At 68.4% G+C, this 25,372-nt stretch carries 27 protein-coding genes and 1 other RNA gene; 10 read left to right on the top strand and 18 right to left on the bottom strand.

Going from position 1 to position 25,372, the window contains the following annotated elements:
• Nucleotides 1-233: 233 nt before the first annotated feature.
• Entirely contained in the window at nucleotides 234-845 is a 612-nt protein-coding gene (locus tag ACREPD_RS16010; protein ID WP_431600250.1) for an HAD-IA family hydrolase, read from the bottom strand.
• A 113-nt stretch (nucleotides 846-958) separates the two neighbouring features.
• Here ACREPD_RS16010 and azu point away from each other — a divergent pair, with 113 nt between their 5' ends.
• Nucleotides 959-1,417: an azurin gene (gene azu / locus ACREPD_RS16015; protein WP_431600251.1), complete on the top strand. Its 459-nt coding sequence runs from the start codon at nucleotides 959-961 to the stop codon at nucleotides 1,415-1,417.
• 236 nt (nucleotides 1,418-1,653) lie between these two features.
• On the opposite strand, the gene hemL is transcribed toward azu, so the two are convergent.
• Together hemL and thiE are read right to left on the bottom strand one after the other, a co-directional pair.
• On the bottom strand, nucleotides 1,654-2,943 hold the full coding sequence (gene hemL / locus ACREPD_RS16020) for a glutamate-1-semialdehyde 2,1-aminomutase (protein ID WP_431600252.1): 1,290 nt from the start codon (nucleotides 2,941-2,943) through the stop codon (nucleotides 1,654-1,656).
• The gene (thiE, locus tag ACREPD_RS16025; protein WP_431600253.1) at nucleotides 2,940-3,584 is read right to left on the bottom strand and encodes a thiamine phosphate synthase; all 645 of its coding nucleotides are present in this window, start codon (nucleotides 3,582-3,584) and stop codon (nucleotides 2,940-2,942) included. The genes hemL and thiE overlap by 4 nt, the downstream gene beginning before the upstream one ends.
• 72 nt (nucleotides 3,585-3,656) lie before the next feature.
• Here thiE and ACREPD_RS16030 point away from each other — a divergent pair, with 72 nt between their 5' ends.
• Nucleotides 3,657-3,845 (top strand): rubredoxin, encoded by a 189-nt coding sequence (locus ACREPD_RS16030; RefSeq protein WP_431600254.1) that lies wholly within the window; start codon nucleotides 3,657-3,659, stop codon nucleotides 3,843-3,845.
• 123 nt (nucleotides 3,846-3,968) lie between these two features.
• Here ACREPD_RS16030 and ACREPD_RS16035 read toward each other — a convergent pair whose 3' ends face one another.
• From ACREPD_RS16035 to ACREPD_RS16070, 8 genes are all read right to left on the bottom strand, one after another.
• The gene (locus ACREPD_RS16035; protein ID WP_431600255.1) at nucleotides 3,969-4,814 is read right to left on the bottom strand and encodes a SirB1 family protein; all 846 of its coding nucleotides are present in this window, start codon (nucleotides 4,812-4,814) and stop codon (nucleotides 3,969-3,971) included.
• Nucleotides 4,815-4,870: 56 nt separating this feature from the next.
• A complete protein-coding gene (locus tag ACREPD_RS16040) occupies nucleotides 4,871-5,317 on the bottom strand; it encodes a DUF192 domain-containing protein (RefSeq protein ID WP_431600273.1) in 447 nt (148 codons plus the stop codon).
• 56 nt (nucleotides 5,318-5,373) lie between these two features.
• Nucleotides 5,374-6,021 carry a ribose-5-phosphate isomerase RpiA gene (gene rpiA, locus ACREPD_RS16045; protein WP_431600256.1) on the bottom strand — a complete coding sequence of 216 codons (648 nt, stop codon included), beginning with the start codon at nucleotides 6,019-6,021 and terminating at the stop codon, nucleotides 5,374-5,376.
• Between the two features lie 25 nt (nucleotides 6,022-6,046).
• Nucleotides 6,047-6,523 carry an EVE domain-containing protein gene (locus tag ACREPD_RS16050; protein ID WP_431600257.1) on the bottom strand — a complete coding sequence of 159 codons (477 nt, stop codon included), beginning with the start codon at nucleotides 6,521-6,523 and terminating at the stop codon, nucleotides 6,047-6,049.
• Entirely contained in the window at nucleotides 6,520-7,107 is a 588-nt protein-coding gene (locus ACREPD_RS16055) for a 5-formyltetrahydrofolate cyclo-ligase (RefSeq protein ID WP_431600258.1), read from the bottom strand. Before ACREPD_RS16055 ends, ACREPD_RS16050 begins: the two co-directional genes overlap by 4 nt.
• Before the next feature lie 68 nt (nucleotides 7,108-7,175).
• Nucleotides 7,176-7,360: non-coding RNA, 6S RNA (gene ssrS / locus ACREPD_RS16060), on the bottom strand.
• 91 nt (nucleotides 7,361-7,451) lie between these two features.
• Nucleotides 7,452-7,748 (bottom strand): cell division protein ZapA, encoded by a 297-nt coding sequence (locus tag ACREPD_RS16065; RefSeq protein ID WP_431600259.1) that lies wholly within the window; start codon nucleotides 7,746-7,748, stop codon nucleotides 7,452-7,454.
• A complete protein-coding gene (locus ACREPD_RS16070; RefSeq protein ID WP_421569359.1) occupies nucleotides 7,745-7,966 on the bottom strand; it encodes a TIGR02449 family protein in 222 nt (73 codons plus the stop codon). The genes ACREPD_RS16065 and ACREPD_RS16070 overlap by 4 nt, the downstream gene beginning before the upstream one ends.
• Nucleotides 7,967-8,095: 129 nt before the next feature.
• Here ACREPD_RS16070 and ACREPD_RS16075 point away from each other — a divergent pair, with 129 nt between their 5' ends.
• Both ACREPD_RS16075 and ACREPD_RS16080 read left to right on the top strand, forming a co-directional pair.
• Nucleotides 8,096-8,644, top strand: a complete 549-nt coding sequence (locus ACREPD_RS16075) for a UPF0149 family protein (protein ID WP_431600260.1) — start codon at nucleotides 8,096-8,098, stop codon at nucleotides 8,642-8,644.
• A gap of 7 nt (nucleotides 8,645-8,651) precedes the next feature.
• Nucleotides 8,652-9,980 (top strand): aminopeptidase P N-terminal domain-containing protein, encoded by a 1,329-nt coding sequence (locus ACREPD_RS16080; RefSeq protein WP_431600274.1) that lies wholly within the window; start codon nucleotides 8,652-8,654, stop codon nucleotides 9,978-9,980.
• A 790-nt stretch (nucleotides 9,981-10,770) separates the two neighbouring features.
• On the opposite strand, the gene pepQ is transcribed toward ACREPD_RS16080, so the two are convergent.
• The 7 genes from pepQ to rph all read right to left on the bottom strand — a co-directional run bounded on the left by pepQ (nucleotide 10,771) and on the right by rph (nucleotide 18,207).
• Nucleotides 10,771-12,093 (bottom strand): Xaa-Pro dipeptidase, encoded by a 1,323-nt coding sequence (pepQ, locus tag ACREPD_RS16085; RefSeq protein WP_431600261.1) that lies wholly within the window; start codon nucleotides 12,091-12,093, stop codon nucleotides 10,771-10,773.
• 83 nt (nucleotides 12,094-12,176) lie between these two features.
• Nucleotides 12,177-12,524 (bottom strand): PilZ domain-containing protein, encoded by a 348-nt coding sequence (locus tag ACREPD_RS16090; RefSeq protein WP_431600262.1) that lies wholly within the window; start codon nucleotides 12,522-12,524, stop codon nucleotides 12,177-12,179.
• Nucleotides 12,521-15,121, bottom strand: coding sequence for a DUF1631 domain-containing protein (locus ACREPD_RS16095; RefSeq protein WP_431600263.1), 2,601 nt, complete (start codon nucleotides 15,119-15,121; stop codon nucleotides 12,521-12,523). The genes ACREPD_RS16090 and ACREPD_RS16095 overlap by 4 nt, the downstream gene beginning before the upstream one ends.
• A 121-nt stretch (nucleotides 15,122-15,242) precedes the next feature.
• Nucleotides 15,243-16,448, bottom strand: a complete 1,206-nt coding sequence (gene hemW, locus ACREPD_RS16100; protein ID WP_431600264.1) for a radical SAM family heme chaperone HemW — start codon at nucleotides 16,446-16,448, stop codon at nucleotides 15,243-15,245.
• A 54-nt stretch (nucleotides 16,449-16,502) separates the two neighbouring features.
• On the bottom strand, nucleotides 16,503-17,096 hold the full coding sequence (rdgB, locus tag ACREPD_RS16105; protein WP_431600265.1) for an RdgB/HAM1 family non-canonical purine NTP pyrophosphatase: 594 nt from the start codon (nucleotides 17,094-17,096) through the stop codon (nucleotides 16,503-16,505).
• Nucleotides 17,093-17,482 (bottom strand): VOC family protein, encoded by a 390-nt coding sequence (locus ACREPD_RS16110; RefSeq protein ID WP_431600266.1) that lies wholly within the window; start codon nucleotides 17,480-17,482, stop codon nucleotides 17,093-17,095. Before ACREPD_RS16110 ends, rdgB begins: the two co-directional genes overlap by 4 nt.
• Nucleotides 17,479-18,207 carry a ribonuclease PH gene (gene rph / locus ACREPD_RS16115; RefSeq protein WP_431600267.1) on the bottom strand — a complete coding sequence of 243 codons (729 nt, stop codon included), beginning with the start codon at nucleotides 18,205-18,207 and terminating at the stop codon, nucleotides 17,479-17,481. Before rph ends, ACREPD_RS16110 begins: the two co-directional genes overlap by 4 nt.
• Before the next feature lie 120 nt (nucleotides 18,208-18,327).
• Here rph and ACREPD_RS16120 point away from each other — a divergent pair, with 120 nt between their 5' ends.
• The 6 genes from ACREPD_RS16120 (at nucleotide 18,328) to recG (ending at nucleotide 25,272) form a co-directional block, all read left to right on the top strand.
• Nucleotides 18,328-19,188 (top strand): YicC/YloC family endoribonuclease, encoded by an 861-nt coding sequence (locus ACREPD_RS16120; RefSeq protein ID WP_431600268.1) that lies wholly within the window; start codon nucleotides 18,328-18,330, stop codon nucleotides 19,186-19,188.
• Nucleotides 19,185-19,850 (top strand): guanylate kinase, encoded by a 666-nt coding sequence (gene gmk, locus ACREPD_RS16125; RefSeq protein WP_431600269.1) that lies wholly within the window; start codon nucleotides 19,185-19,187, stop codon nucleotides 19,848-19,850. Before ACREPD_RS16120 ends, gmk begins: the two co-directional genes overlap by 4 nt.
• A gap of 112 nt (nucleotides 19,851-19,962) precedes the next feature.
• Nucleotides 19,963-20,262, top strand: a complete 300-nt coding sequence (rpoZ, locus tag ACREPD_RS16130; protein WP_005410877.1) for a DNA-directed RNA polymerase subunit omega — start codon at nucleotides 19,963-19,965, stop codon at nucleotides 20,260-20,262.
• Between the two features lie 185 nt (nucleotides 20,263-20,447).
• Entirely contained in the window at nucleotides 20,448-22,607 is a 2,160-nt protein-coding gene (locus ACREPD_RS16135; protein WP_431600270.1) for a RelA/SpoT family protein, read from the top strand.
• A 158-nt stretch (nucleotides 22,608-22,765) separates the two neighbouring features.
• Nucleotides 22,766-23,152, top strand: coding sequence for a RidA family protein (locus ACREPD_RS16140; protein ID WP_431600271.1), 387 nt, complete (start codon nucleotides 22,766-22,768; stop codon nucleotides 23,150-23,152).
• Between the two features lie 8 nt (nucleotides 23,153-23,160).
• Entirely contained in the window at nucleotides 23,161-25,272 is a 2,112-nt protein-coding gene (gene recG / locus ACREPD_RS16145) for an ATP-dependent DNA helicase RecG (RefSeq protein WP_431600272.1), read from the top strand.
• The last annotated feature ends 100 nt before the right edge of the window (nucleotides 25,273-25,372 follow it).

Below are 25,372 nucleotides of genomic sequence, written 5' to 3' on the forward strand. Positions count from 1 at the left end.
TGCTGCGGTTCGTGCCTGCGTTGAACATTACGGATGAGGAAGTTGCCGAGGGCTTGAAGCGCCTCCGTGCAGCCGTGCAGTCGTTCATCGCGTCGCGCTGAGGCCGGACGAAAACGGCGGGGTAGAGCCGACGGGGTAGAGCCGACTGTTAGTCCGCTGCATTTGGAACAGCCGACTAACAGTCGGCTCTACCCAGTCGTTCTACCCAGTCGGTCCCGCCCAGAAGCCCCGCATCACGCCAACCCGTAGCGGCGTATCACCTTGCCGAAGCTGCGGCTGTCGCCCGCGGTGTCGGCATGCAGCCCCGCTTCCCGGGCGCCGCGCACGTTGACGAACAGGTCATCGACGAAGAGGGTGCGCGAAGGGCGTACGCCGAGCAGTTCCACCGCGCGCAGGAACACCGCCGGGTCGGGTTTCCGCCCACCCAGCGCACCGCTGCACAGAATCCGCCCGTCCAGCATCGGGGCCAGGCTGGGCAGGATGCGCGGGATGGTCTGCGCCATCAGTGCACCGTTGTTGGTGAGGATGGCAATCGGCAAGGTAAGTGCGATGCGCTGCACGCGCTCCACCACGCCGGCCTGCGGCGGTGACGCGGCGATGCGGGCATGCTGCCACTGCGCCACGCTGATCGGGACGCGGAGCGCGCTACCCAGTTGCTGCAGGTAGGCGGTACTGTCCAGCCCGCTGTCGAACTGCTGCTCCAGGCCGCTGTCGAACAAGGCCGCGTGTACCTGCGCCGGCGTGCGCCCGCAGGCGTCGGCCAGATGGCGCACGCGCAGATGCCGCGCGTAGTTGGCCAGCACGCCATCGAAATCCAGCAACAGGCAGTCCAGAGGGGGCGGCATGGATCCAGTCGTCTGCGAGGCGAGGGCTGACGTTACCGCACTGTCAGGTTCGCTGCGACATCCCGTCGCACCCCGCGTGCGGTGTCGCTCTCTAGAATCTTCGTCATCGAGTGATGGAGAACCCCGTGAAACTGCTTGTTCCCGTGATGCTTGCCGGCCTGGCGCTGGCCCCGGCCGCACATGCGCGAGTGTGTGTGGTGGGCCTGGACAGCACCGACCAGATGAGCTTCAGCCAGAAGGAAATCAAGGTAGCCGCCGACTGCAGCCAGGTGAAGCTGACGCTGCGCCACACCGGCAAACTCGCCGCCACTGCGATGGGGCACAACTGGGTGCTGACGAAGACGGCGGACTACCAGCCCGTGGCGATGGCCGGCATGCGCATGACGCTGGCCGAAAGTTACCTGCCGAAGAAGGATCCGCGCGTGCTGGCGCATACGGCGGTGATCGGCGGCGGCCAGAGCACCAGCGTGACCTTCTCTACCGCCGCGTTGCGCAAGGGTGGCGACTACACGTTCTTCTGCTCGTTCCCCGGGCATTTCGCCATGATGAAAGGCCGGTTTGTGTTCGGGTGAACCGTCAACGTCCGGTAGCAGGGAGGTAGGGTTGGTTCCCAAACAACTGCCGATGGCGGTGATCGGCACGTGCACGCATGGACCTGAATCGAAACCGGCGTTGATCGAGGTTCGTGCCCCACCGGCCTCGGCACCCCTATCGGCGGTCGATTGGGATGCGACCCTACCATTGCAGCCCGCCGCATTCGGCGGCGGGACGGCGGACGTCGCGACTCGCGCGGCCGCCATCTGCGGCCTTACCCCTTGACCACCTTGAACGCTTCGCGCGCGGCTGCAATCGTCGCGTCGATCACGCTGTCATCGTGCGCGCTCGACATGAATCCGGCCTCGTACGCCGAGGGTGCGAGGAACACGCCGCGTTCCAGCATCGCGTGGAAGAAGCGGTTGAACGCGTCGGTGTCGCAGGCCGTGGCCTGCGCGTAGGTGTCCACCTTCTGGTCGGTGAAGAACAGCCCGAACATCGCACCGACCTGGTTGGTGGTCACCGCCACGCCGGCCTCGGCCGCGGCCGCTTCCAACCCGGCGCACAGGCGTGCGGCAGCAGCCGACAGGCGTTCATGGAAGCCCGGCGCCTGCACCAGCTCCAGCATGGCCAGGCCGGCGGCCATCGCCACCGGATTGCCGCTCAGCGTGCCCGCCTGGTAGATCGGCCCGGCGGGCGCGATCTGCGACATCAGCTCGCGGCGGCCGCCGTAGGCACCCACCGGCATGCCGCCGCCGATGATCTTGCCGAAGGTGGTCAGGTCCGGGGTGATGCCGTAGTGGGCCTGCGCACCGCCGAGGGCGACGCGGAAGCCGGTCATCACTTCGTCGAAGATCAGCAGCGTGCCGTACTGCGTGCACAGCGCGCGCAGGTGCTGCAGGTAGCCCTCGCGCGGCGGAATGCAGTTGGCGTTGCCCACCACCGGTTCGATGATCAGCCCGGCGATGTCCGCGCCCTGCTCGGCGAACAGCGCGGTGGCGGCCTCGAAATCGTTGTAGGGCAGGGTGAGGGTGAGCTCGCTCAGCCCCGCCGGCACGCCGGGCGAGGTCGGTACGCCCAACGTCAGCATGCCGCTGCCGGCCTTGACCAGGAACGAGTCGCCGTGGCCGTGGTAGCAGCCCTCGAACTTGACGATGCGGTTGCGGCCGGTGGCACCGCGGGCCAGCCGGATCGCCGACAGGGTGGCTTCGGTGCCGGAGTTGACCATGCGCACCATCTCGCACGACGGGATCAGCCGGGTGAGGGTCTCGGCCATGGTCACTTCGGCGGCGCACGGCGCGCCGAACGAGAGGCCCTTGTCGATCGCCTGCTTCACTGCCTGGCGCACCGCGGGGTGGTTGTGGCCGACGATCATCGGGCCCCAGGAACCCACGTAGTCGATGTAGCGGTTGCCGTCGACGTCGTACAGGTAGGCGCCGTCGGCACGCTCGACGAAGAAGGGCTCGCCGCCGACCGACTTGAACGCGCGCACCGGCGAATTGACGCCGCCGGGCAGCAGGGCCTGGGCGCGGGTGAACAGGGCGTGGGACTGGTCGTGGTTCATGCGGAAGGATCCTGGAAACAAGCGAGGTAGGCGCGCTGGGCGGCCACCGGGTCGGCGGCGGCGAAGATGCTGCTGACCACGGCCACCAGATCGGCGCCGGCGGCGATGAGCGGGCCTGCATTGTCCGGCGTCAGGCCGCCGATCGCCACCCGCGGCACGCCGAGTGCGGCGCTTTGCCGCAGCAGTGCCGGCTCGGCGCGGCTGCTGGTGATCTTGGTGGTGGTCGGGAAGAAGGCGCCGAAGGCCACGTAGCTGGCGCCGGCGGCGACGGCGCGCTCGGCGTTGGCCAGCTGGTCATAGCAGGACGCGCCGATGATGGTGGTCGGGCCGAGCAGGGCCCGCGCGGCGCCGATGTCGCCATCGGTGCCGCCCAGGTGCACGCCGGCCGCGCCGACCTCCTTGGCCAGTGCCGCGTCGTCGTTGACGATCAACGGCACGCCGTGGCCGGCGCACAGCGCCTGCAGGGCGAGCGCCTGTTCGCGGCGCAGGCCGTCATCGGCGGTCTTGTTGCGGTATTGCAGCCAGGTCGTGCCGGCCAGCAGCGGGGCCACGCGCGCGAGCAGGCGGGCGGTGTCCGCGTCGTCGGGGGTGATCAGGTACAGGCCGCGCGGGGGCGCGGCGGGGGAAAGAGGGGTGTTCATCGATGGCTACCGGTAGGGCGGCGGGAGTGGGACAATGGCCATTGACCGTACTGTCCAGCCGCTGATTATCCGATGACCGACGCCACTGCCACCACCTTCCGCACCTGGATGTGCGTTGTCTGCGGCTTCATCTACCACGAAGTGGACGGATTGCCCGAAGAGGGCATCGCGCCCGGCACCCGCTGGGAAGACGTGCCCGAGACCTGGACCTGCCCGGATTGCGGCGTGACCAAGGACGATTTCGAGATGGTCGAGATGTGAACCGCTGACGGGGTAGAGCCGACTGTTAGTCGGCTTGGCTTTCGCGCGGGAACGCGGCGCTGCGCGCCAAGCCGACTAACAGTCGGCTCTACCCCGCCGCCCATACCCCGTCGGTGATTTCTTTCAGTGCAAACGCGGCCGACGCCCGCCCATTTCCACCAGCTTCTCGCGCACCCACTGCGCATCGCTGGCCTGCCCGTTGCGCTGCAGGTACAGCGCCAGATCGCGGTGTGCGCCGGCCTGGTAGTCCAGCTGCAGGTAGGCCAGGCCGCGGTCACGCAGGGCGTCGTCCTGTTCGGGGGCTAGCTTGAGCAGGCGATCGGCACTGCGGGCCGCGCGGTCCCATTCGCTGCGTTCCACGTAAACGCCGTGCAGGTTGCGCAGCATCCGCATCAGGATCGCGCGGGCCGGGGCGGCGTCCAGGATCTGCGCCAGCACCTGGTCATCGGGCACCTCGCCGCCCAGATGCGAGCGCGCGCGTTCACGCAGTTCCTCTACATCCAGCGGGCGCCCACCATTGAACGGGTCCATCACCAGCATGCCGTCGTCGACCGGCAGCCGCACCAGGAAATGGCCGGGGAAGGAGACCCCGTCCAGCGGAATGCCGAGCCGCCGGGCGACTTCCATCTGCACCATCGCCAGCGAGATCGGATTGCCCAGCCGGCGCTCGAACACCTGGTTGAGGTAGCTGTTGCGCGGGTCGTAATACTCGCCGTGGTCGCCGCCATAGCCCAGTTCGTCGAACAGGTGGCGGTTCACGGCGGCAATCTTCAGCGGCCAATGCTCGATCGTGTCCACCTCCGTGCGGAGGTGGTCGGCATGGCTCTGGACCAGCGCGTCATATACCTGCGGGTCCAGATCGGGGTATTCGTCCCGCGCGATCAGCAGCGCGGTCGGCAACAGCGGCAGCGCCTCGTCGTCCAGTTCGGCCAGGGAGTCCCACGCCGGCAATGTCATTCGCGCCTGCATGCACACAGACTGGCGACAAACGCGTCGCGATTCAAGCTGTGCCGCGTGAAGCCGGCTCAGGGCCGGTCGGCGATGCCCGGGCCGAAGGTGAGCACCGCGCCGTCCTGCAGGCCCAGCTTCTCTGCCTGCCCGGCATTGAGCTCCAGCACGTAACGGGCCGGGCCACTGCTGGGGTAGGGCGGGCAGCGGTCGCCGGCCGAGCACGGCGGCACGTCGCGCTGCTGGCTGACCAGCCGGCGCTGCTCGTCGAAGTACAGGATGTCGAGCGCGATCTTGGTGTTCTTCATCCAGTAGGCCTGCAGTTCCTGGCGGTCGTGCAGGAACAGCATGCCGTGGTCGGCGGCCATCTCGTCGCGGAACATCAGCCCGCGCGCGCGGGTCTCGTCGTTGGTGGCCAGTTCCACCTGGTAGCGGGCCCCGCCCAGTTCCACCCAGTGGTTGGAGCCGGCGCTGGCGCAGCCGGACAGGGTGAGCAGCAACAGCAGCGGCAGCAGCAGACGCATGAAGGGCATACGCAATCCTCGCGGTAGGGCCGGCACGGGCGTGCCGGCCAGGGGAATCAGAACACCTTGGGCGGTTCGCCGCCCACGATCACCACGTCGGCCGGGCGGCGCGCGAACAGGCCCACCGCGACCACGCCGGGCAGCTGGTTGAGCTCGCGCTCCAGGGCGACCGGGTCGGTGATCTGCAGGTGGTGGATGTCGAGGATCTGGTTGCCGTTGTCGGTCACCACGCCCTCGCGCCAGGCCGGCTGGCCGCCGGTCATGTCCATGATGCGGCGGGCCACCAGGCTGCGTGCCATTGGAATGACTTCCACCGGCAACGGGAAGCGGCCCAACACGGGAACCTGCTTGCTCGGGTCGATGATGCAGATGAAGCGCTGGCTGGCCTCGGCGATGATCTTCTCGCGGGTGAGCGCGGCGCCGCCGCCCTTGATCAGGCACTTGTTGCCGTCGCACTCGTCGGCGCCGTCCACATACAGCGACAGGTCGCCGGTGTGGTTCAGTTCGAGCACCTCGATCCCGTGCTCCTTCAGCCGCGCGGTGCTCTGGTCCGAGCTGGACACGGCGCCCTTGATGCGGTGCTTGATGCGGGCCAGGCCGTCGATGAAGTAGGCAACGGTGGAACCGGTGCCGACGCCGACGATCATGCCGTCTTCGACGTATTCCAGGGCTTTTTCTGCGGCAAGGCGTTTGGCTTCGGACATGGCGGGAAACTCGTGAAGGAAAAGGTCAGTGTTTTTCGAGCGACAGCAGCAGCTTCCACTGCGCCGCGGTCACCGGCAGGATCGACAGCCGGTTGCCGCGCGCGATCAAGGGGAAGCCCTCGCCCAGCGCGTCGCCATGCAGCTTGATCTCGTCCAGCGAAATGGTGCCGCGCAGTTTGCGCTCGAAGGCCACGTCCACCAGCAGCCAGCGTGGCGTTTCGCGGGTGGCCTTGGGATCGTAATAGTCTGATTTCGGATCGAACTGGGTCTCGTCCGGATACGCCTCGGTGGCGACCGTGGCGGTGCCCACGATGCCGGGCACCTTGGTATTGGAGTGGTAGAACAGAATGCCGTCGCCGACCTTCATGCCATCGCGCATGAAGTTGCGCGCCTGGTAGTTGCGCACGCCGTTCCAGGGTTCCTGGCCCACGCGCTGCAGGTCATCGATGGAAAAGGCGTCCGGTTCGGACTTCATCAGCCAGTAACGCTTGCGTGCGGTCATGCGGGTTCTATCGCGGGGAAAAGGGTGGAGGCCTCGGTACAGATCGCATCCACGCCGACATCCCACGGCTGCACCGGCAGGTCGTCGACCTGCTGTGCCGCGAAACCGACCCCGGCCAGCCACGGCGGAGCCGGGCGCTGCTGGCGGAATGCGAAGCTGCGATCATACCAGCCGCCTCCCATGCCCAGCCGCCGGCACTGCGCGTCGAAGCCCACCAGCGGCGCCACCACCAGCGTCATCTGCTCGGGCGCGAGGGTGTCGTCCAGGGCGATGTCGGGTTCGGGAATGCCGAAGCGGTTGGCGGTCAGCGCCTGGCCCGGGCGCCACGGCGCGAAGCGCAGCGTCTCTCCGGCAAGCACCGGCAGGCAGTAAATGGCGGTATCGGGCAGGCGCATCTGCCAGCGGTGCAGGGCGATCTCGCCATCCAGCGCCCAGTAGCCGGCCACGTGGCCGTGGGTGGGTGCGAACGGCAGTGCAAGCAGGGCGTCGGCCAGCTGCTCGGCAGCAGCGAGGCGCTGCGCGGGGAGGATGTCGCGGCGGCGTTGGCGCAACTGCTGGCGCAGTGCGGAGCGCGGGTCGGTCATGCCGGGTTCCGGTCAGCGGATAAAACAAGAGCGACGTCCCGATGGAACGTCGCTCTTGCAGGAATACTGCATTCTCCGCGGTGACGATGCGTGCGAAACGACCTTGAACCCGGGGTTCAAGTGGGTACGCTGGGCCTCCATTGGGCTTCCCGCTACAAGGCGGACTTGCACTCCCGGCGACGTCGCGCACCCGTGGTCGTAATTAAGGGACAAGGCGAATGTTTGCACACGCCGTCGTTCACAGCAGAGAACGCACGGCCATTATAGCCATCCGTGCCGGTTCGGATACCCCGTTCGTCGGTCGGATTACATGCCAATTCAGATCAATGAAATGCGCGTGTGGATCACGCGCCATCAATCGCCCGATCCAATCGCCTGTTCAGATCGGCCAGCGTCTGCTGCAAGGCGGCCGCCTGGCGCACGTGGTCGTCGCGCAGCTGCTGCAGCTCATGGGCCAGGTTCAGCGCGGCCAGCACGGCCACGCGGTCCACGGCGGCCATGCGGTTGCTGCCCCGGATCTCGCGCATCTTGGCGTCGAGCAGGCGGGCGGCGGCGGTCAGGCTTTCGCGCTCTTCGGCGCCCACGCCCACGGTGTACTCACGATCCAGGATGCGGACGCTGACCGGTTCGGTCTGGCTCATGTGTGCTGCTCCAGGGATTTGAGCCGGGTGATCATCGCTTCCACCCGGGAGCGGGCCTGCTCGTTCTTGGCCAGCAGCTGCGAGCGTTCGGCGACCAACTGCTCCTGCTGGTGGCGCAGGCTGCGGTTTTCCTCGGCCAGGCGCTGGTTGCGCTCCAGCAATGCCTCCACCCGGGAGGCGAAGGCCTGCAATTGGGCGATGGCATCGGCGGGTTCCATGTCCGGCACGATAGGCAAGGGGAGTAGAGGCGGTCAAGCGAATAATGAAGGGGAACGGATTGATACACTGGGATACTGCCAACCCGTGGTTGCCGGCCGCGCCGGCACCCCACCTGATCGAGCCCCAAGATGACCGAACTTCCGAGTGTCAACGACGTAAACCAGGCCAGCCAGGCCGCGGGCCTGGGCGCCAATGCCGCCGAGCTGCATGGCGGCCTGTGCGGCTGGCTTTCCGCCGGCGGCGCGCCCGTGCGTGAATGGCCGGCACGGGTGCTGGCCGACGACAGCCTGCCCACGCCCGTCGAGGGCGATGCCCTGGACCGCCTGCTGGGCGCCAGCGTTGCGCAGCTGGAAGACCGCGACTTCGCCTTCGAGCTGCTGCTGAGCGATGCGGGCGACACCGCCGCGCAGGCCGACGCGCTGTTCACCTGGGCGCGCGCGTTCCTGGGCGGTTTCGGCCTGGGCGCCGGCCAGCAGCGTCCGACCCTGTCCGAAGAGGGCGACGAAGCGCTCAATGACCTGGCCAAGCTGGCCCAGGCGTCGAGCGAGGATTTCGAAAGCGGCAACGACGACGACGAAGATGCACTGGCCGAGATCGAGGAGTTCATCCGCGTGGCCGTGCTGATCCTGCATGGCGACTGCGTGATGGCTGCACGCCACCGGCAGCGTCTGAACTGAGATGGATATCCATCAGCTGACCGGTATTTCCGCCGCCGAGTACACCCGTCGTCGCCAGCAGTTGATGGAGATGGCCGGCGATGACGCCATCCTGGTGTTGCCGGCCGCTTCCGAGCGCGTGCGCAGCCTGGACACCCACTATCCGTTCCGCCAGGACTCGGATTTCTGGTACCTGAGCGGCTTCCCGGAGCCCGACGCGGTGCTCGTGTTGATACCGGGCCGTCGCCACGGCGAGGTCATCCTGTTCTGCCGCGAGCGCGATGCCGACCGCGAGGCCTGGGACGGTGCGCGCGCCGGCCAGGAGGGCGCAGTGGCGCGCTACGGCATGGACGATGCCTACCCGATCGACGACCTGGACGACATCCTGCCCGGCCTGCTGGAAGGGCGTTCGCGGGTGTATTACCACTTCGGCCGCGACGCCGACTTCGACCTCAAGCTGATCGGCTGGGTGAACCAAGTGCGTGCGCAGGTGCGCCACGGCGCGCAGCCGCCGCATGAGTTCCTCGAGCTGGGCCACCTGCTGCACGAGCAGCGGCTGTTCAAGTCCACGGCGGAAATCGCGCTCATGCAGCGCGCGGCGGACATCACCGTGCAGGCTCATCGCGTGGCGATGCGCGTGGCGCGCCCCGGCATCCACGAATACGAGCTGCAGGCCGACCTGGAACGCGAATTCCGCGCCAACGATGCCTGGGCCGCCTACGGCAGCATCGTCGGCGCCGGCGCCAACGGCTGCATCCTGCATTATCGCGACAACAACGCGCGCAGCCGCGATGGCGACCTGGTGCTCATCGACGCCGGTGCCGAATACCGCGGCTACGCCAGCGACATCACCCGCACCTTCCCGGTCAACGGCCGTTTCACTGCCGAGCAGCGCATCCTGCACGACCTCGTGGGTGCCGCGCAGGCGGCCGCGCTCGCCCAGGCACGCCCGGGCGTGCCGTACGAGGCCGGCCACCTGGCGGCCGTGCACACCCTCACCGAAGGGCTGCTGCAGCTGGGCCTGCTCAAGGGCAACCTGGAAGAGAACATCGCCGAAGGCCATTACCAGCGCTTCTACCGGCACAAGACCGGCCATTGGCTGGGCCTGGATGTGCACGACGTAGGCGACTACCGCCTGGCGGGCGACTCGCGCCTGCTCGAAGTGGGCATGGCGTTCACCATCGAGCCGGGCCTGTACATCGGCGCCGACGACCGCAGCGTGGACGCGCGCTGGCGCGGCATCGGCATCCGCACCGAGGACGACGTGGTGATTACCGACAGCGGGCATCACGTGCTGACCGCGGCGTTGGCGCGCAGTGCCGATGAAATCGAGCAGGAAATGAACGCTGCTCGCTGATTTTGGCACCGCGCCAAGAGCAGCGTTTCAGTTGTTACGTGCTGGGGGCGGCCGTCGGGCAGCCCCGCTCCGGGACACGCCGCAAGTACGTCCTTGTAGGCTGCTCCAAAACATCCATGTTTTGGAGCGTCCCTCCGGGGGCTACCCGCCGGCCGCCCCCGATAGATGGGCGCGTGCGGACGGATAGAGCAGACACGCAACAGAACCATGCCCCGTTGATGCGGATACCCCCGGGCGCGTGGCGACGCGTTCATCGTAATGGCGCACGCCGCTCATAGGGCGCGGCGTGTCCCTACGCGGCGGCTTTGCCGAATGCGTCTGGGGCCGGTTACGCGGCGGTTACGCCGCACGGGCCTGGGCCGGTAGATTCGGTTCCCGAACGAATGCACGGAACCAACCAACGTCCGGTAACGCATGAAAATAATCTGCGCCGCCGTTGATCTTCCCGTGGCCGCCAACACACCGTCGAGGGTCGGCGGGGGCGGGTTTGCGGGACTGTAGAAAACATGGATGTTTTCTACAAGCCTACACGGACGTATTCACGGCGTGTCCCGCAAACCCGCACCCGCCGGCCCAGCTCAGAGCATGATTGAGCCAACGGCTGTTCGCACAGATGCATGAAGCAGCCGGGCATAGCCCGGCTCTACGAGCTGCTGGCAAGAGCAGCCGACTAACAGTCGGCTCTACCCAGTCGTTTCCAGTCGTTTCCGGTCGGTCCCAGTCGGTCCCCGTCGGTCCCCGTCGTTTCCGGTCGGTTCGCGTCGGTAAAACCCCGGCCGGTCCGCCGCCGTTATTGCGCGAATTCCGGGCGCGTGAGGTTGTCCGCGTCGCCTTCGGTGCACAGCACCTCATCTTCGATGCGGATGCCGCCGTAAGGGCGGAAGAAGTCCACGCGGGCCCAGTCGATGCTGTCGGCCTGGCCGCGCTGCTTCACCTCGTCCAGCAGCATATCGATGAAATACAGACCCGGTTCGATCGTGACCACCATGCCCGGTTCCAGCGTGCGGGTCAGGCGCAGATACGGGTGCCCCTGCGGGCGCTCCACGCGCCCGCCGCGGTCGCTGGCCGCGAAGCCGGCCACATCGTGCACCTGCAGTCCGATCAGGTGACCCAGGCCGTGCGGGAAGAACGCTGCGCTCACGCCCGTGGCCAGTGCGGCCTCCGGGGACACCTTGAGCACCCCGAAGTCCTTCAGGATGCCCATCAGCGACAGGTGCGCATCGATGTGCAACTGCTTGTAGTCCACCCCGGCGCGTACACCCGCGCCCATCTGCTGCTGGGCCGCGTCCACCGCCTCGATCATCGCCTGGAACTCGGTGTGCCCGGCGGCTGCATACGTGCGCGTGATGTCGCTGGCATAGCCGAATGCGCTGGCGCCGGCATCGATCAGGAAACTGCGCAGCGGCTTCGGCGCCGTGCGGCCCAGATCCGTGTAATGCAGCACCGCCGCGTGTTCGTTGAGGCCGATGATGTTGCCGTACGGCAGCTCATTGGCGTCCTGGCCGACCGCGCTGCAGTACGCCATGTGGATCTCGAACTCGCTGGCACCGGCGCGGAACGCCGCCTCCGCCGCGCGGTGGCCGCGCACGCCCAGGCGCTGGGCCTGGCGCATCAGCGCGATCTCGTACGGCGTCTTGTACGCGCGGTGCCAGTCCAGGTAGTGCAGCACCGGCTCGGGGTTGTTCGGGGTGAACGCGCCGAGCGCGCTCTGCGGCTCGCCCAGGATCGCGCAACGCGCCGCGTCGCCCGGCAGCAGTGCCAGCGCCTGCTCCGGCGTGCGGATGATCTCGATATCGAAATGCTCCACCCACCAGCCGTTGGGGGCGTCGGGCACCACGTGCCAGTAATCGAACGGCTGGTGGAAGATTACCTTCGGACGCTGGCCGGGCGTGTAGACCACCCAGCTGTTGGGCACCTTCGTCAGCGGCAGCCATGCCTTGAAGTTCGGATTGACCGCATACGGATAGTCGCGGTCGTCGAACGCCTGGTAATGCAGCGTGCCGCTGGGAATCACCAGATGGTCGAACCCGCCGCGCGCCAGCGCCTCGTCGGCGCGCTGGCAGAGCACCCGGACATGGTGGGAATACAGGGCGGCGAGGTCTGGCTGGTTCATCGCGGGAGGCTCGTTCAACAGTGCGGAATGCAGCCCCTGATTCTGCCGCAATCGCCCCGCGCGTGCTGTGCCGGAACCGGCACTCAGACTGCCGAAGCTTCCTGCGCGATCCAGTTCCGCAGCTGTTCGCGGTGTTCGCGCGCCAGCGTCAGGAAGCGGAAGCCGACCCAGGCCTGGCCGGGGGCGTGGGTCTGCTCGCACCACAGCAGGTGCGCGCCCACGTCCAGCAGCAGCGGGTGCCCCTGCGGGCCGGGAATGGCGAAGCGCAGCTGGTACAGCGCGTCCTCGTTCATCGGCACCGACGCCAGCATCAGCATGCCGGTCTCGGACACATTGCCCAGCCGGCCGATCACCGCCTCGGCCATCATGTCGGTGACCGGGACCAGCTCGGCCACCTGGCGGCGCGGGGCGCGCCGGGTATCGGTACTCACGGTGCGGCCTCCGCAGGGGTGCTGTTGCCGGCCAGCGAACGCAGCGTGCGCAGCGTGGCCTGCCAGGCGCGGTCGATCAGGCGGCTCTTGTCCTCGGTGACCAGGCGCGCCTGCCCGTGGGCCATCAGCCGCGCCAGCGCGTCCAGCGAATGCTCGCCGACCTTCTGCCCGCGTGGATTGACGAACAACGCGTTGTCGGTGATCAGGCTGTACCAGGACAGGCGCTGGCGACGCAGGTCGCCCTGCTGGTTGGTGGTGAACTCGAACCAGGTGCCGAACGGCAACGTGCGCAGCTGCCGGTACCAGTCTTCTTCGGCCGGCGTGCGCGCCAGCGGCGCGGCGCGGCGCGTTTCACCGCCCTCGCTCTGGTCGCCCAGCCGGGTCCGGGCGCGGATGCGCGCGGTCAGCTCGGTACGCGAACTGCTGTCGTCCTCGCCGCCCGGGGTGGACAGCCGGCGCGAAATCGCCGCGGCTTCATCCTGGTGGTAGCCCACCTGCAGCAGCGCGGCCTCCACCTGCTGGCCGAGCTCGACATCGCTCTCGGCGCTGCCGGGCGGCTGGCACGTGACCTCGGCGATGCGCGCGGTTTCCTGTTCGCGCAACTGCCACTGCTCCGAGCCTTCGCCGTTGCGCAGCAGGGTCAGGGTCAGCACGTCCGACCAGGCCTGCTTCAGCAGCGACTGCACGAAACGCGGCGGCTCGGTCTGCACGCACAGCTGTTCGATGCTGGCACCGGCCTGCTGCTTGGCCGACTCCAGCCGCTCCTTGCCGCGCGCCGCTTCCACGTGGCGGCGCTCGGCCAGTTCGGCCTTGTGCGCCAGCGCGCGGAAGTGCTGCTGGATATCCTCGTTGGCCGCCTCGAAAACGGCGGCGTCGCCCTCGTAGTCGGCGACCACCTTGTCCACGGCCCGGTCCAGCTTCTGCACCAGTTGCGGGTCGACGTCGTCTTCGCCGAGCCAGTTGGCGCCGGCCTCGGCCACCGCGTTGAGCAGCTCGCGCGCCGGGTGCTGGTCGCGCACGAAGAACGCCGGGTCCGACAGCGCCGCGCGGGCCACCGGCACCTGCAGGCGGGTGAGCAGGTCGACCGCCGCCGCATCGGGGCGCACCTCGCGCTGGATCTGCCCGTACAGCATGTTGAGCAGGTCGAAGGTGTCGTTGTCCTTGACGGTCAGTGCCGCCTGCGGGCCGTGGTCGGCACGCATCTGCGCAAGCAGCGCGTTGTGCAGGTCGGCCATGCTGCGGCGGATGGTGCCGAGGCTGGCCGACTGGGCCTGAAGCTTGGCCAGGGTGGCGTGCAGGTTGCTGCTGGAGATGGCCACGGGCGCCGGGGGTTCGCCCGCGCCAGGCGCATCGGACTTCGCGGGATCGGCCCCGCCGCTGTCGGGTGCCGTGGCGCCCGCAGATGCGTTGCCGGACGCGGCCGCCGCCGTGCCCGGCGCGCCTGTACCGGTAGCAGCACCGGCCGGTGCTGCCTGGGCCACGCCCGTGCCGCCCATGCCGCCACTTTGGCCCGCACCGGCGCCTGCACTGGTGTTCGTGCCTGTATTTGGGCCTGCTGCGGGCCCTGCACCGGCGCCGACCGTGCCGCCCTGGGCATGGCGTGCGGCATCCAGCAGGTGATGCAGCGCCGAGAGCGCCGGTGCGTTCATGTCCGCTGCGGCGGCGCCGGGTTCGGGCGCGGTGGCCGGCGCAGCGACGCCGGTGGGCTCGGCGGCAGCCGGCAGCGCGCCCATGGCTTCGCTGGTCATCTGCGCCCAACTGCTGGCGCTGGCCGAACCGCTCCAGCCGGTCAGCGGACGCCCGATGCTGCCGGGCTCGCGGGGCGGGGCGGTCGTGCTGGCGCGGTCGGCGCCGGGGCCGGTCACGATCCGGCGGGTGGTGGCCGAGCGTGCCAGGTACGGCGTGTACACCAGGCCGGGCAGGATGCCTTCATGCGCCAGCAGGATGTTGGCGCGTTCCAGCAGCTCGCCCAGGCGCTCGATCAACTGGCGGTCGAACACCCGGAACAGGGCCAGCTGGGTTTCCAGGCCCAGCGCGAACTGCTCGCCGAGGTCGCGGGTGATGCGGCACATCACGTACGGCCCGAACGGCAGGTCCTCGACGTCGAATTCGGGGCCGGCGGCCAGCACCGCGAAGCGCTGGCCCAGCAACTGCAGCGAACTGGCCGAGCGCTGTGCCTCGCGGCGGGTGATGTCGGCCAGCACGATGTCGCGGTCGATATCGGTATCGGTGACCAGGGTCAGGGTGGTGGCCAGCACCGGCGCGGAGGCGGTGGGCAGGTGGCGCACGCGCGGTTCGCGCAGCCCGGCCAGCGCGGTGCCCAGCGCGTCGAGGAAGCGCGGGGCAAACTGCGAATTGACCTCGTGCAGGCGCCGGGTCTGGGCGAAGATGTCGGCCTGGATCTGGCTGTTGGGCGCGCGCTCGGCCTCGCGGAACAGCTCGCGTTCGAGCTCGACGATGGTCAGCTTGAGCGGATTGCCGAGCGTCTGCGCGGCCAGCGCGTGCAGCGTGGCCAACAGGCGGCGCACGCGTGGCGGTGCATTGACCCCGGCAAACCGGGCCATGTCGGGCTGGGATGAAGGTGCGGACGCAGACATCCGTTGTAGGTTCCGGCTCCCCTGAGAGCACAGAATCTACCGTTTTCACACAATTCCCGGTAGTGCCGGGTCTCTGCCCGGCAAGCAGCGCCGGGACTCTGCCCGGCAGCCAAACCCGCAATCAGGGCAGGAACAACTCCACCACATCATTGGTAAACCGCCGGCCCAGCTCGGTCGGCTGCGCATGCTCGCCGTCCAGGGTCATCCAGCCGCGCGCGATGGCGGCCTGCAGCGGTGCGGCGATCTGCGCCCGGTCCAGCCCGGTGCGCGACTCGAAGTCGTCCAGCGCAAAGCCCTCATGCAGGCGCAGCAGGTTGAGCATGTACTCGAACGGCAGGCGGTCGGCACTGATCACATCGTCGCCGCCGATCGCCGCGGCACTGCCGGCGGTGTCCATGAAGGTCTGCGGGTGCTTGTGCTTCCAGCGGCGCAGCACCTGCTGGCCGGCGCCGGAGCTGATCTTGCCGTGCGCGCCGGCGCCGATGCCCAGGTAGTCGCCGAAGCGCCAGTAGTTGAGATTGTGCTGGCTCTGCCGGCCGGGGCGTGCGTAGGCGCTGACCTCGTACTGCGCATACCCCGCCTCGGCGAGCAGCCGCTGGCAGTGTTCCTGCATGTCCCAGGCCGAGTCGTCGTCGGGGATGCCCTGCGGCGGCCGGGCGAAGAACACCGTGTTGGGCTCCAGCGTGAGCTGGTAGTGCGACAGGTGGGTGGGCTGCAGGGCGAAGGCGCGTTCCAGGTCGTGCTCGGCCTGCGCCAGCGTCTGCTGCGGCAGGGCGTACATCAGGTCGATGTTGAAGTTGTCGTAGCCCGCGTCCTGGGCCAGCTTCACCGCACGCTCGGCTTCGCCGCTGTCGTGGATGCGGCCCAGCCGCTGCAGTGCTTCATCGTTGAAGGTCTGGATGCCGAAGCTGATCCGGTTCACCCCGGCCGCGCGGTAGCGGTCGAAGCCGCCGTGCTCGGCGGTGCCGGGATTGGTTTCCAGGGTCACTTCCAGGTTCGGCGCGAAGCGCAGGCGTGCCGCGGCTGCCTGCAGGAAGCGATCGATCGCCTCGGGCGGGAACAGGCTGGGCGTACCGCCACCGAAGAACACGCTGCTCACCACCCGGCCCCAGACCAGCGGCAGGTCCTGGTCCAGGTCGCGGATCAGCGCGTCGATGTAGGCCTCGAACGGCAGCTCGCCCTTGGCCGCATGCGAGTTGAAGTCGCAGTATGGACACTTGCGCACGCACCAGGGCAGGTGCACGTACAGCGACAGCGGCGGCGGCACCAGGATGACGCCGTGGTCGTGGTCGCAGTGTTCGCCAGGGTGGCAATGGTGGTCAGACATGTTCGGTAGCGCCGGCCGTTGGCCGGCTCCTCAGGGGCGGTTGGCGAAGAACGTTCAGATCAGCGCCGGCAATTTCTGCTTCAGCAGCTGCAGCGCCTTGGCGCGGTGGCTCATGGCGTTCTTCAGGTCCGGCGCCATCTCGGCCGCGGTCTGCTGCAGCACCGGGTCGAGGAACAGCGGGTTGTAGCCGAAGCCGTGGCTGCCGCGCAGCTCGTCCAGGATCTCGCCTTCCCAACTGCCTTCGCAGATCAGGGGTTGCGGGTCGTCGGCATGGCGCAGCAGCACGATCACCGCGTAGAAGCGCGCGCCGCGGCGCTCGGGCGGAACGTCGCGCAGCGCTTCGAGCAGCTTGGCGTTGTTGGCGGCATCGTTGGTCGGGCTGCCGGCGTAGCGCGCGCTGTACAGGCCGGGTGCGCCATCGAGCGCGTCCACGATCAGGCCCGAGTCGTCGGCCAGCGCGGGCAGGCCGGTGCTGGCGCTGGCGTGGCGTGCCTTGATCAGCGCGTTCTCGACGAAGGTCAGGCCGGTCTCCGGCACATCGCTGACGCCCAGCTCGCCCTGCGCCACGATCTCCAGCGGCAGGCCGGCGAGCATGGCCTGCAGTTCCTTCAGCTTGCCGGCGTTGCCGCTGGCCAGTACCAGTTTCATTGCTTGGGCTCCAGCAGGTCCCACGTGTTGCCGTACAGGTCGGCGAACACCGCCACCGTGGCATACGCTTCCTCGCGTGGGGTTTCGAGGAAGCGCACACCGCGGGCCGTCATCGCGGCATGGTCGCGGTGGAAGTCGTCGGTGTGCAGGAAGAAGCCGACCCGTCCACCGGTCTGGTTGCCGATCCGGCTGCGCTGTTCGTCATTGCTGGCGCGGGCCAGCAGCAACGCCGCGGCGCTGCCATCGGTCGGGCCGACCACGACCCAGCGCTTGCTGCCCTGGTCGATGTCCTCGAGCAGGCTGAAGCCTAGCGCGCCCGTGTACCAGGCGATCGCCTCGTCGTACTCGGCCACCACCAGGGTGGTCAGGGCGATGCGGCGGTTCACGGCTGCGCCAGTGCAGCCTGTTGGGCTGCGAACAGGTCGGTGATGCCCTTTTCGGCCAGTGCCAGCAGCGCGTCCAGCTCGTCGCGACGGAACGCGTGGCCTTCCGCGGTGCCCTGCAGCTCGATGAAGCCGCCGCCGTCGTTCATCACCACGTTCATGTCGGTGTCGCAGTCGCTGTCTTCGGCGTAGTCCAGGTCCAGCACCGGGGTGCCGCGGTAGATGCCGACCGACACGGCGGCGACGGCGCCGAAGATCGGGTTGCGCTTGATGTCGCCGCGCTTGATCAGGAAGTTCACCGCATCCACCAGCGCCACGTAGGCGCCGGTGATGGCGGCGGTACGGGTGCCGCCATCGGCCTGCAGCACATCGCAGTCCAGGGTGATGGTGCGCTCGCCGAGCGCGCCGCGGTCCACGCAGGCGCGCAGCGTGCGGCCGATCAGGCGCTGGATTTCCAGGGTGCGGCCGCCCTGCTTGCCACGGGCCGCCTCGCGGTCGTTGCGGGTGTGGGTGGAGCGCGGCAGCATGCCGTACTCGGCCGTGACCCAGCCTTCGCCCTTGCCGCGCAGGAAGCCCGGCACGCGGTTCTCCACGCTGGCGGTGCACAGCACGCGGGTTTCGCCGAAGCTGACCAGCACCGAGCCTTCGGCATGACGGGTGAAGGCGCGTTCGATGCGCACTTCGCGCAACTGGTCGGCCTGGCGGCCGCTGGGACGGGGATCGGACATGGATGGCTTCCGGTAAGACGGGGGATGCGGGACCGCGCCCGGACCGGGGACCGGCAGGCGAGGAGGCTGCAAAGAGACCGCTAGGGTACCATTTGCACTTTAAGAGCACCGGAAACCCCCATGATTCGAAGCATGACCGCCTATGCCGGCGGCGAGCGCGCCACCCCCTGGGGCACGCTTGCCTGTGAGCTGCGCTCGGTCAACCACCGGTTCCTGGAGGTGGGCGTGCGCCTGCCCGAAGAACTGCGTGCGCTGGAGCCGCAGCTGCGCGAGCGTGTCGCGAACCGCTGCAGCCGCGGCAAGATCGATCTGGTCGTGCGCCTGCGTGCGCCGGAGGTCACCGGCGCGCTGGTGGTCAACGACGCGCTGCTGGGCCAGCTCGGTGAGCTGGCCACGCGCCTGGCCGCGGGCTTCCCCAGCCTGCAGGTGAGCTTCACCGAGCTGCTGCAGGTGCCGGGCGTGATGCAGGGCGAGGCGGTGGATGCCGCCGCACTGCACGCCGAGGCGCTGGCGCTGCTGGAAGCGACCCTGGACGGCTTCGTCGCCGCCCGCGAGCGCGAGGGCGACAAGCTGGCCGCCGCGATCCAGGAACGGGTCGATGGCGTGGAGCGCATCGCCGCCGAGGTCACCACCCTGATTCCGCTCATCCGCGAGGGCCAGCGCGCCAAGCTGGCCGCCCGCCTGGCCGACCTGCCGCACCCGGTCGACCCCGGCCGCGCCGAGCAGGAACTGGTGATGTGGCTGCAGAAGCTGGACGTGGATGAAGAGCTGGACCGCCTGCGCAGCCATATCGTCGAGATCCGCCGGGTGTTCACCCAGCGCGAGCCGGTCGGCCGCCGCCTGGACTTCCTGCTGCAGGAGTTCAACCGCGAGGCGAACACCCTGGGCTCCAAATCGGTAGACAGCCGCACCTCCAACGCCGCGGTCGAGCTGAAGGTGTTGATCGACCAGATCCGCGAACAGGTGCAGAACATCGAATGAGCAGCCAGCCCGTCCAGAGCGCGGAAACGGCCCGCGGCACTCTCTACATCGTGGCCGCGCCCTCCGGCGCCGGCAAAAGCAGCATCGTCAACGCCACCCTGGCGCGCGACCCGCAGATCGCGCTGTCGATCTCGTTCACCTCGCGCGCCATGCGCCCGGGTGAAGTGAACGGCGAGCACTATCACTTCGTCAGCGCCCCCGAGTTCGAGCGGATGATCGCCGCCGGCGACTTCTTCGAACATGCCTGGGTGCATGGCGACTGGAAGGGCACCGCCCGCCAGTCGGTCGAGCCACAGCTGTCGGCCGGCCAGGACGTGCTGCTGGAGATCGACTGGCAGGGCGCCCAGCAGGTGCGCCAGCTGGTGCCCGGTACGGTGACGGTGTTCATCCTGCCGCCCTCCAAGCAGGCGCTGCAGGACCGCATGCGCAAGCGCGGGCAGGACAGCGAGGCGGTGATCGCCCAGCGGCTGTCGGCCGCGCGCGAGGAAATGCTGCACTTCAATGACTTCGACTACGTCATCGTCAACGAGGTCTTCGAGACGGCCGTGGACGAGCTGTGCGCCATCTTCACGGCCAGCCGCCTGCGCCGGGAGGCCCAGAAGGTCCGCCACGCGGGCCTCATCCAGGCCCTGTTGACCCAGGATTCGGCGGCAACTGACTGATTCACAAGGGGCGGGTAGCGGGTTGGCTTGATTTTGTCCAGCCCCCGCCGGTACAATCCGTCCCCTTTCCCTCATTCGATTGAGCAGCCCTTACCGGCTGCCGGGAGCCCGCATGGCCCGCATCACCGTAGAAGATTGTCTGGAAGTCGTGAACAACCGTTTCGAACTGGTCATGATGGCGTCCAAGCGCGCCCGTCAGCTGGCCAATGGCGTCCAGGCCACCCTGGACAACAGCGAAACCGAAGACAAGCCGACCGTGCTGGCGCTGCGCGAAATTGCCGCCCGCAAGATCGACAACGCCCTGATCGACGAAGTCGAGAAGGCCGAGCGCGAGCGTGCCGAGCGTGAAGCGCTGGAGTGGGCCGCGGCGGAAGTCGTTGCCGACGAAGACATGTCCAAGAACGACGACTGATCGCCCACGATCATTCGTTGTTGCTGCAGACAGCCCGCCATGTGCGGGCTGTCTGCATTTCTGGGCGCCGGAATGCAATGTTGTATATGACGCGGTAGGGCACGACCGTTGGTCGTGACGCATTTGACGCCAGGTCATGTCGCAATAGTTTGCCGTTATCACGTGGCTGGAATAGTCTTCCAGCCATGAACCCAGGCCCCTCTGCCAAGGTCGCCGCGTCGCCCGGCGCGGCCGTACCCGACTACGTCCTCCAGCTCGAACGCGCGGCGCACTACCTGCCGCCCGATCAGCTGCCGCTGCTTCGCCGTGCCTGGGAAGTGGGCGCGTCGGCGCATGCCGGCCAGACGCGCAAGTCCGGCGAGCCCTACATCACCCATCCGGTTGCGGTGGCGCAGGTGCTGGCCGAGCTCGGGCTGGACGTGGAAGCGTTGATCGCGGCGATCCTGCACGACACCATCGAAGACACCCCGCTGACGCGCGAGGCGCTGGCCGCCGAGTTCGGCGAGGCGGTGGCCGAGCTGGTCGACGGCGTCACCAAGCTGGACAAGCTGAAGTTCCGCGACCGCCAGGAAGCGGCCGCAGAGAGCTTCCGCAAGATGCTGCTGGCGATGTCGCGCGACCTGCGCGTGATCATGATCAAGCTCGCCGACCGCCTGCACAACATGCGCACCCTGGGCGCGCAGAGCCGTGAGGCGCGCGGCCGCATCGCCCGCGAAACCCTGGAGATCTACGCACCCATCGCGCAGCGGCTGGGCATGAGCCTGGTCAAGAGCGAGCTGCAGAACCTCGGGTTCAAGGCGCTGTATCCGTGGCGTCACGCGATCCTGGAAAAGCACATCCGTAGCCAGCCGGTGGTGCGCCGCGAGGCGATGGCGCAGGTGGAGGTGCAGCTTTCGCAGCGCCTGGCCAAGGAAGGGCTTGAACACCGGCTGGTGAGCCGGATCAAGACGCCGTGGAGCATCTACAACAAGATGTGCGACGAGAACAAATCCTTTGACCAGGTCATGGATGTGTTCGGCTTCCGGCTGGTGGTGCGCAGCGTGCCCAACGCCTACCACGCGCTCGGCGCGGTGCATGCCACGTTCAAACCGCTGGACGGGCGCTTCCGCGATTTCATCGCCATCCCCAAGGCCAACGGTTACCAGTCGCTGCACACGGTGCTGTTCGGGCCATACGGTTCGCCGATCGAAGTGCAGATCCGCACCGAGGAAATGGACCTCATCGCCGAACGTGGCGTGGCCGCGCACTGGACCTACAAATTCGGCGGCGATACGCCCAACAGCGCGCAGAGCCGCGCGCATGCCTGGATCGTGGAGCTGATCGATTCGCAGCGCGCCGCCGGTTCGTCGCTGGAATTCCTGGACAACGTGAAGGTCGACCTGTTCCCGGACGAGGTCTACCTGTTCACCCCGAAGGGCAAGATCCTGGCGTTGCCACGCAACTCCACCGCGCTGGACTTCGCCTATGCGGTGCATACCGACGTGGGCAACATGGCGGTGGCTTCGCGCGTGGACAAGAAGCTGGTGCCGCTGCGCACCAAGCTGGTCAGTGGCCAGACCGTGGAAGTGATCACCGCGCGCTCGGCCACGCCCAAGCCGCAGTGGCTGGAGTTCGTGGTCAGTTCCAAGGCCCGCACCGCGATCCGCCACCAGCTCAAGCAGCTGGAGCACGAAGACGCGGTGCAGCTGGGCCACCGCATGCTCGACCGCGCGCTGGAGGCGATGGACAGTTCGCTCGAACGCCTGCCCAAGGGCCGGCTGGACGCGTTCCTGGCCGAACACCGCTACCCGCGCCTGGAGGCACTGCTGGCCGAGGTGGCGCTGGGCAACTGGATGCCCAACCAGGCGGCGCAGGCGCTGATGGCCTACGCCGAGCTGCGTGGCGGTGCGCATTCCAAGCATTCGCAGGAGAAGATCCTGATCAACGGCAGCGAGCGCGGCGTGGTCACCTTCGCCAACTGCTGCCAGCCGATTCCCGGCGACGACATCATGGGCTACCACACCGCCGGCAAGGGCATCGTGGTGCACCGCCTGGACTGCCCGAACCTGGCCGAGCTGCGCAAGTCGCCGGAGCGCTGGGTGCCGATTGGCTGGGACACCACCGTGTCGGGCGACTACGACACCGCGCTGGTGGTCGAAGTGGAAAATGGCACCGGCGTGCTGGCCCAGCTGGCGGCGGCGATCGCGCAGAGCCATTCGAACATCGAACGGGTGGATTACCTGGACCGCGACTTCAACGCCGCGGTGCTGGCGTTCAACATCCAGGTGCGCGACCGCAACCACCTGGCCGAGGTGATGCGTCGCCTGCGGCGTCTGTCGGTGGTGCAATCGGTCCGGCGCCAATAACCGGCGTTCCGGCACCGCGTGGACACGCATGGCGTGTCCCTACGCGGCGATCGTGGCGTAGCGACACGCCATGCGTGTCCTTGTGGTCCGTCACCAACCGACCGCCCAAACAGCCGGAACCGATACAATAGCGGCTCTCTCGTTTTGAAGGACGCCCCATGTCCCGCCAGATCATCAACACCGAAAAGGCACCCGCCGCGATTGGTCCGTATTCGCAGGCCGTGCGCGCGGGCAACACCGTGTACTTCTCCGGCCAGATTCCGCTGGACCCGGCCACCGGCGACATCGTCGGCACCGGTGACATCGAAGCGCAGGCCCGCCGCGCGTTCGACAACCTCAAGGCCGTGGCCGAAGCCGCCGGCGGTTCGCTGGACAAGGTCGTGCGCCTGGGCCTGTACCTGACCGACCTGGCCGAATTCGCCAAGGTCAATGCAGTCATGCAGGACTACTTCCAGGCCCCGTTCCCGGCCCGTTCCACCATCGAAGTCTCCGGTCTGCCGAAGGGTGCGAACTTCGAGGTTGACGCGGTGATGGTCATCGACTGACCCGCCACGTGGCGCGCAAGTCGGTTGCGACCCCGGCGCTGGCGCCGGCCGGCGAAGCCACCCTGGCGATGCTGGCCGGGGTTGGCCCGGCCGTGGCCGCCAAGTTGCAGGCGCGAGGCCTGGTCACCCTGCAGGACCTGTGGCTGCACCTGCCGCTGCGCTATGAAGACCGCACCGCGCTGACCCGCATCCAGGACCTGCGCAACGGCGTGGCCGCCCAGGTGGATGTGCGGGTGGTGAAGGTCGAGCGCGGCATGCGTTACCGGCCGACGCTGAAGGTGGCGGTGGAGGATGAAGGGCAGGGCACCCTGGTGCTGCGCTTCTTCCACTTCCGCCAGCAGCAGGTGGCGCAGTTTGCGGTCGGCACCCGGCTGCGCTGCTTCGGCACGCCCAAACCGGGTCAACTGGGGCTGGAAATCGTCCACCCCAGTTACCAGGTTCTCGGCAGCAGCGAGGCTCCGGCGCTGGGCGACAGCCTGGACCCGGTGTACCCCACCGTGGAAGGCATGGGCCCGGCCACCCTGCGCAGGCTGATCGGCCAGGCGCTGGACCGCCTGCCGCAGGACGACGCACTGGAAGTGTTGCCGGCCGGCTGGCTCGACGGGCTGGCCCTGCCGTCGCTGCGCAGCGCGCTGCTGACCGTGCACCGGCCGCCGCCGGACGCCAACCTGGCCGCCCTGGCTGCCGGGATCCATCCTGCCCAGCGCCGCCTGGCGCTGGAGGAACTGCTGGCCCACCACCTCAGCCTGCGCCGCCAGCGCATTGCCCTGCAGGCGCACCACGCGCCGCCGCTGGCCGGCCCGGGGCGCTTGGCCAAGGCCCTGCTCAACCAGTTGCCGTTCGCCTTGACCGGTGCCCAGCAGCGGGTGTTCAAGCAGATCCGCGACGACCTGGTGCGGCCCAGCCCGATGCTGCGGCTGGTGCAGGGTGATGTCGGCTCCGGCAAAACCGTGGTCGCCGCGCTGGCGGCGATGCTGGCGGTGGAGCAGGGCAAGCAGGTGGCGCTGGCCGCGCCGACCGAACTGCTGGCCGAACAGCACCTCAACAACCTGCGCGGCTGGCTGGAACCGCTGGGCGTGCGCGTGGCCTGGCTGGCCGGCAAGGTCACCGGCAAGGCGCGCGCCAAGGTGCTCGAACAGGTCGCCAACGGCGAAGCGCAGGTGGTGGTGGGGACCCACGCGCTGATGCAGGAGGCGGTGGTGTTCCAGGACCTGGCGCTGGCGATCGTGGACGAGCAGCACCGCTTCGGCGTGCACCAGCGCCTGGCGCTGCGCGACAAGGGCGCGGGTGGGCGCAGCGTGCCGCATCAGCTGGTGATGACCGCCACGCCGATTCCGCGCACGCTGGCGATGTCCGAGTACGCCGACCTGGACGTGTCGGCCATCGATGAACTGCCGCCCGGCCGCACCCCGGTGCAGACCGTGGCGCTCAACAACGACCGTCGCCCCGAGCTGATCGAGCGCATCGCGCTGGCCTGCCGCGAGGGCCGCCAGGTGTACTGGGTGTGCACCCTCATCGAGGAGAGCGAGGAGCTCGACGCCACCCCGGCCCAGGCCACCTTCGAATCGCTGCAGGCGCTACTGCCCGGCGTGCGCGTGGGGCTGGTGCATGGGCGGCTGAAGGCGAGCGAGAAGCTGGCGACCATGGTCGCGTTCAAGGCCGGCACCATCGACCTGCTGGTCGCCACCACGGTGATCGAAGTGGGTGTGGACGTGCCCAACGCCTCGCTGATGGTGATCGAGAATGCCGAGCGCCTCGGGCTGGCGCAGCTGCACCAGCTGCGCGGGCGGGTGGGGCGCGGCTCGGCGGTGTCGCGGTGCGTGCTGCTCTACCAGGCCCCGCTGTCGGCGATGGCGCGCGAGCGGCTGGAAACCATGCGGCAGACCAACGATGGCTTCCTGATCGCCGAAAAGGACCTCGAGCTGCGCGGCCCGGGTGAGCTGCTGGGCACCCGCCAGACCGGCCTGGCCGGCTTTCGCATGGCCGACCTGGCGCGCGACGCCGACCTGTTGCCGGGCGTGCATGCGCTGGCCGAGCGCCTGCTGGCCGATGCGCCGGAAGCAGCGGATCGGGTGGTGGAGCGGTGGATTGGCTCGGCCGTGCGATACGCAGGGGCGTAACGACCAACGGTCGTTACCTACCGGCCCCCGCGATCACGAATGCATCGTGGTCCGTTGCATCGCGATGATCGCCCATGACGCACCCCCGGTAGGTCACGAC

This window comes from Stenotrophomonas sp. (assembly GCF_050737075.1).
Taxonomy (GTDB): Bacteria; Pseudomonadota; Gammaproteobacteria; order Xanthomonadales; family Xanthomonadaceae; genus Stenotrophomonas.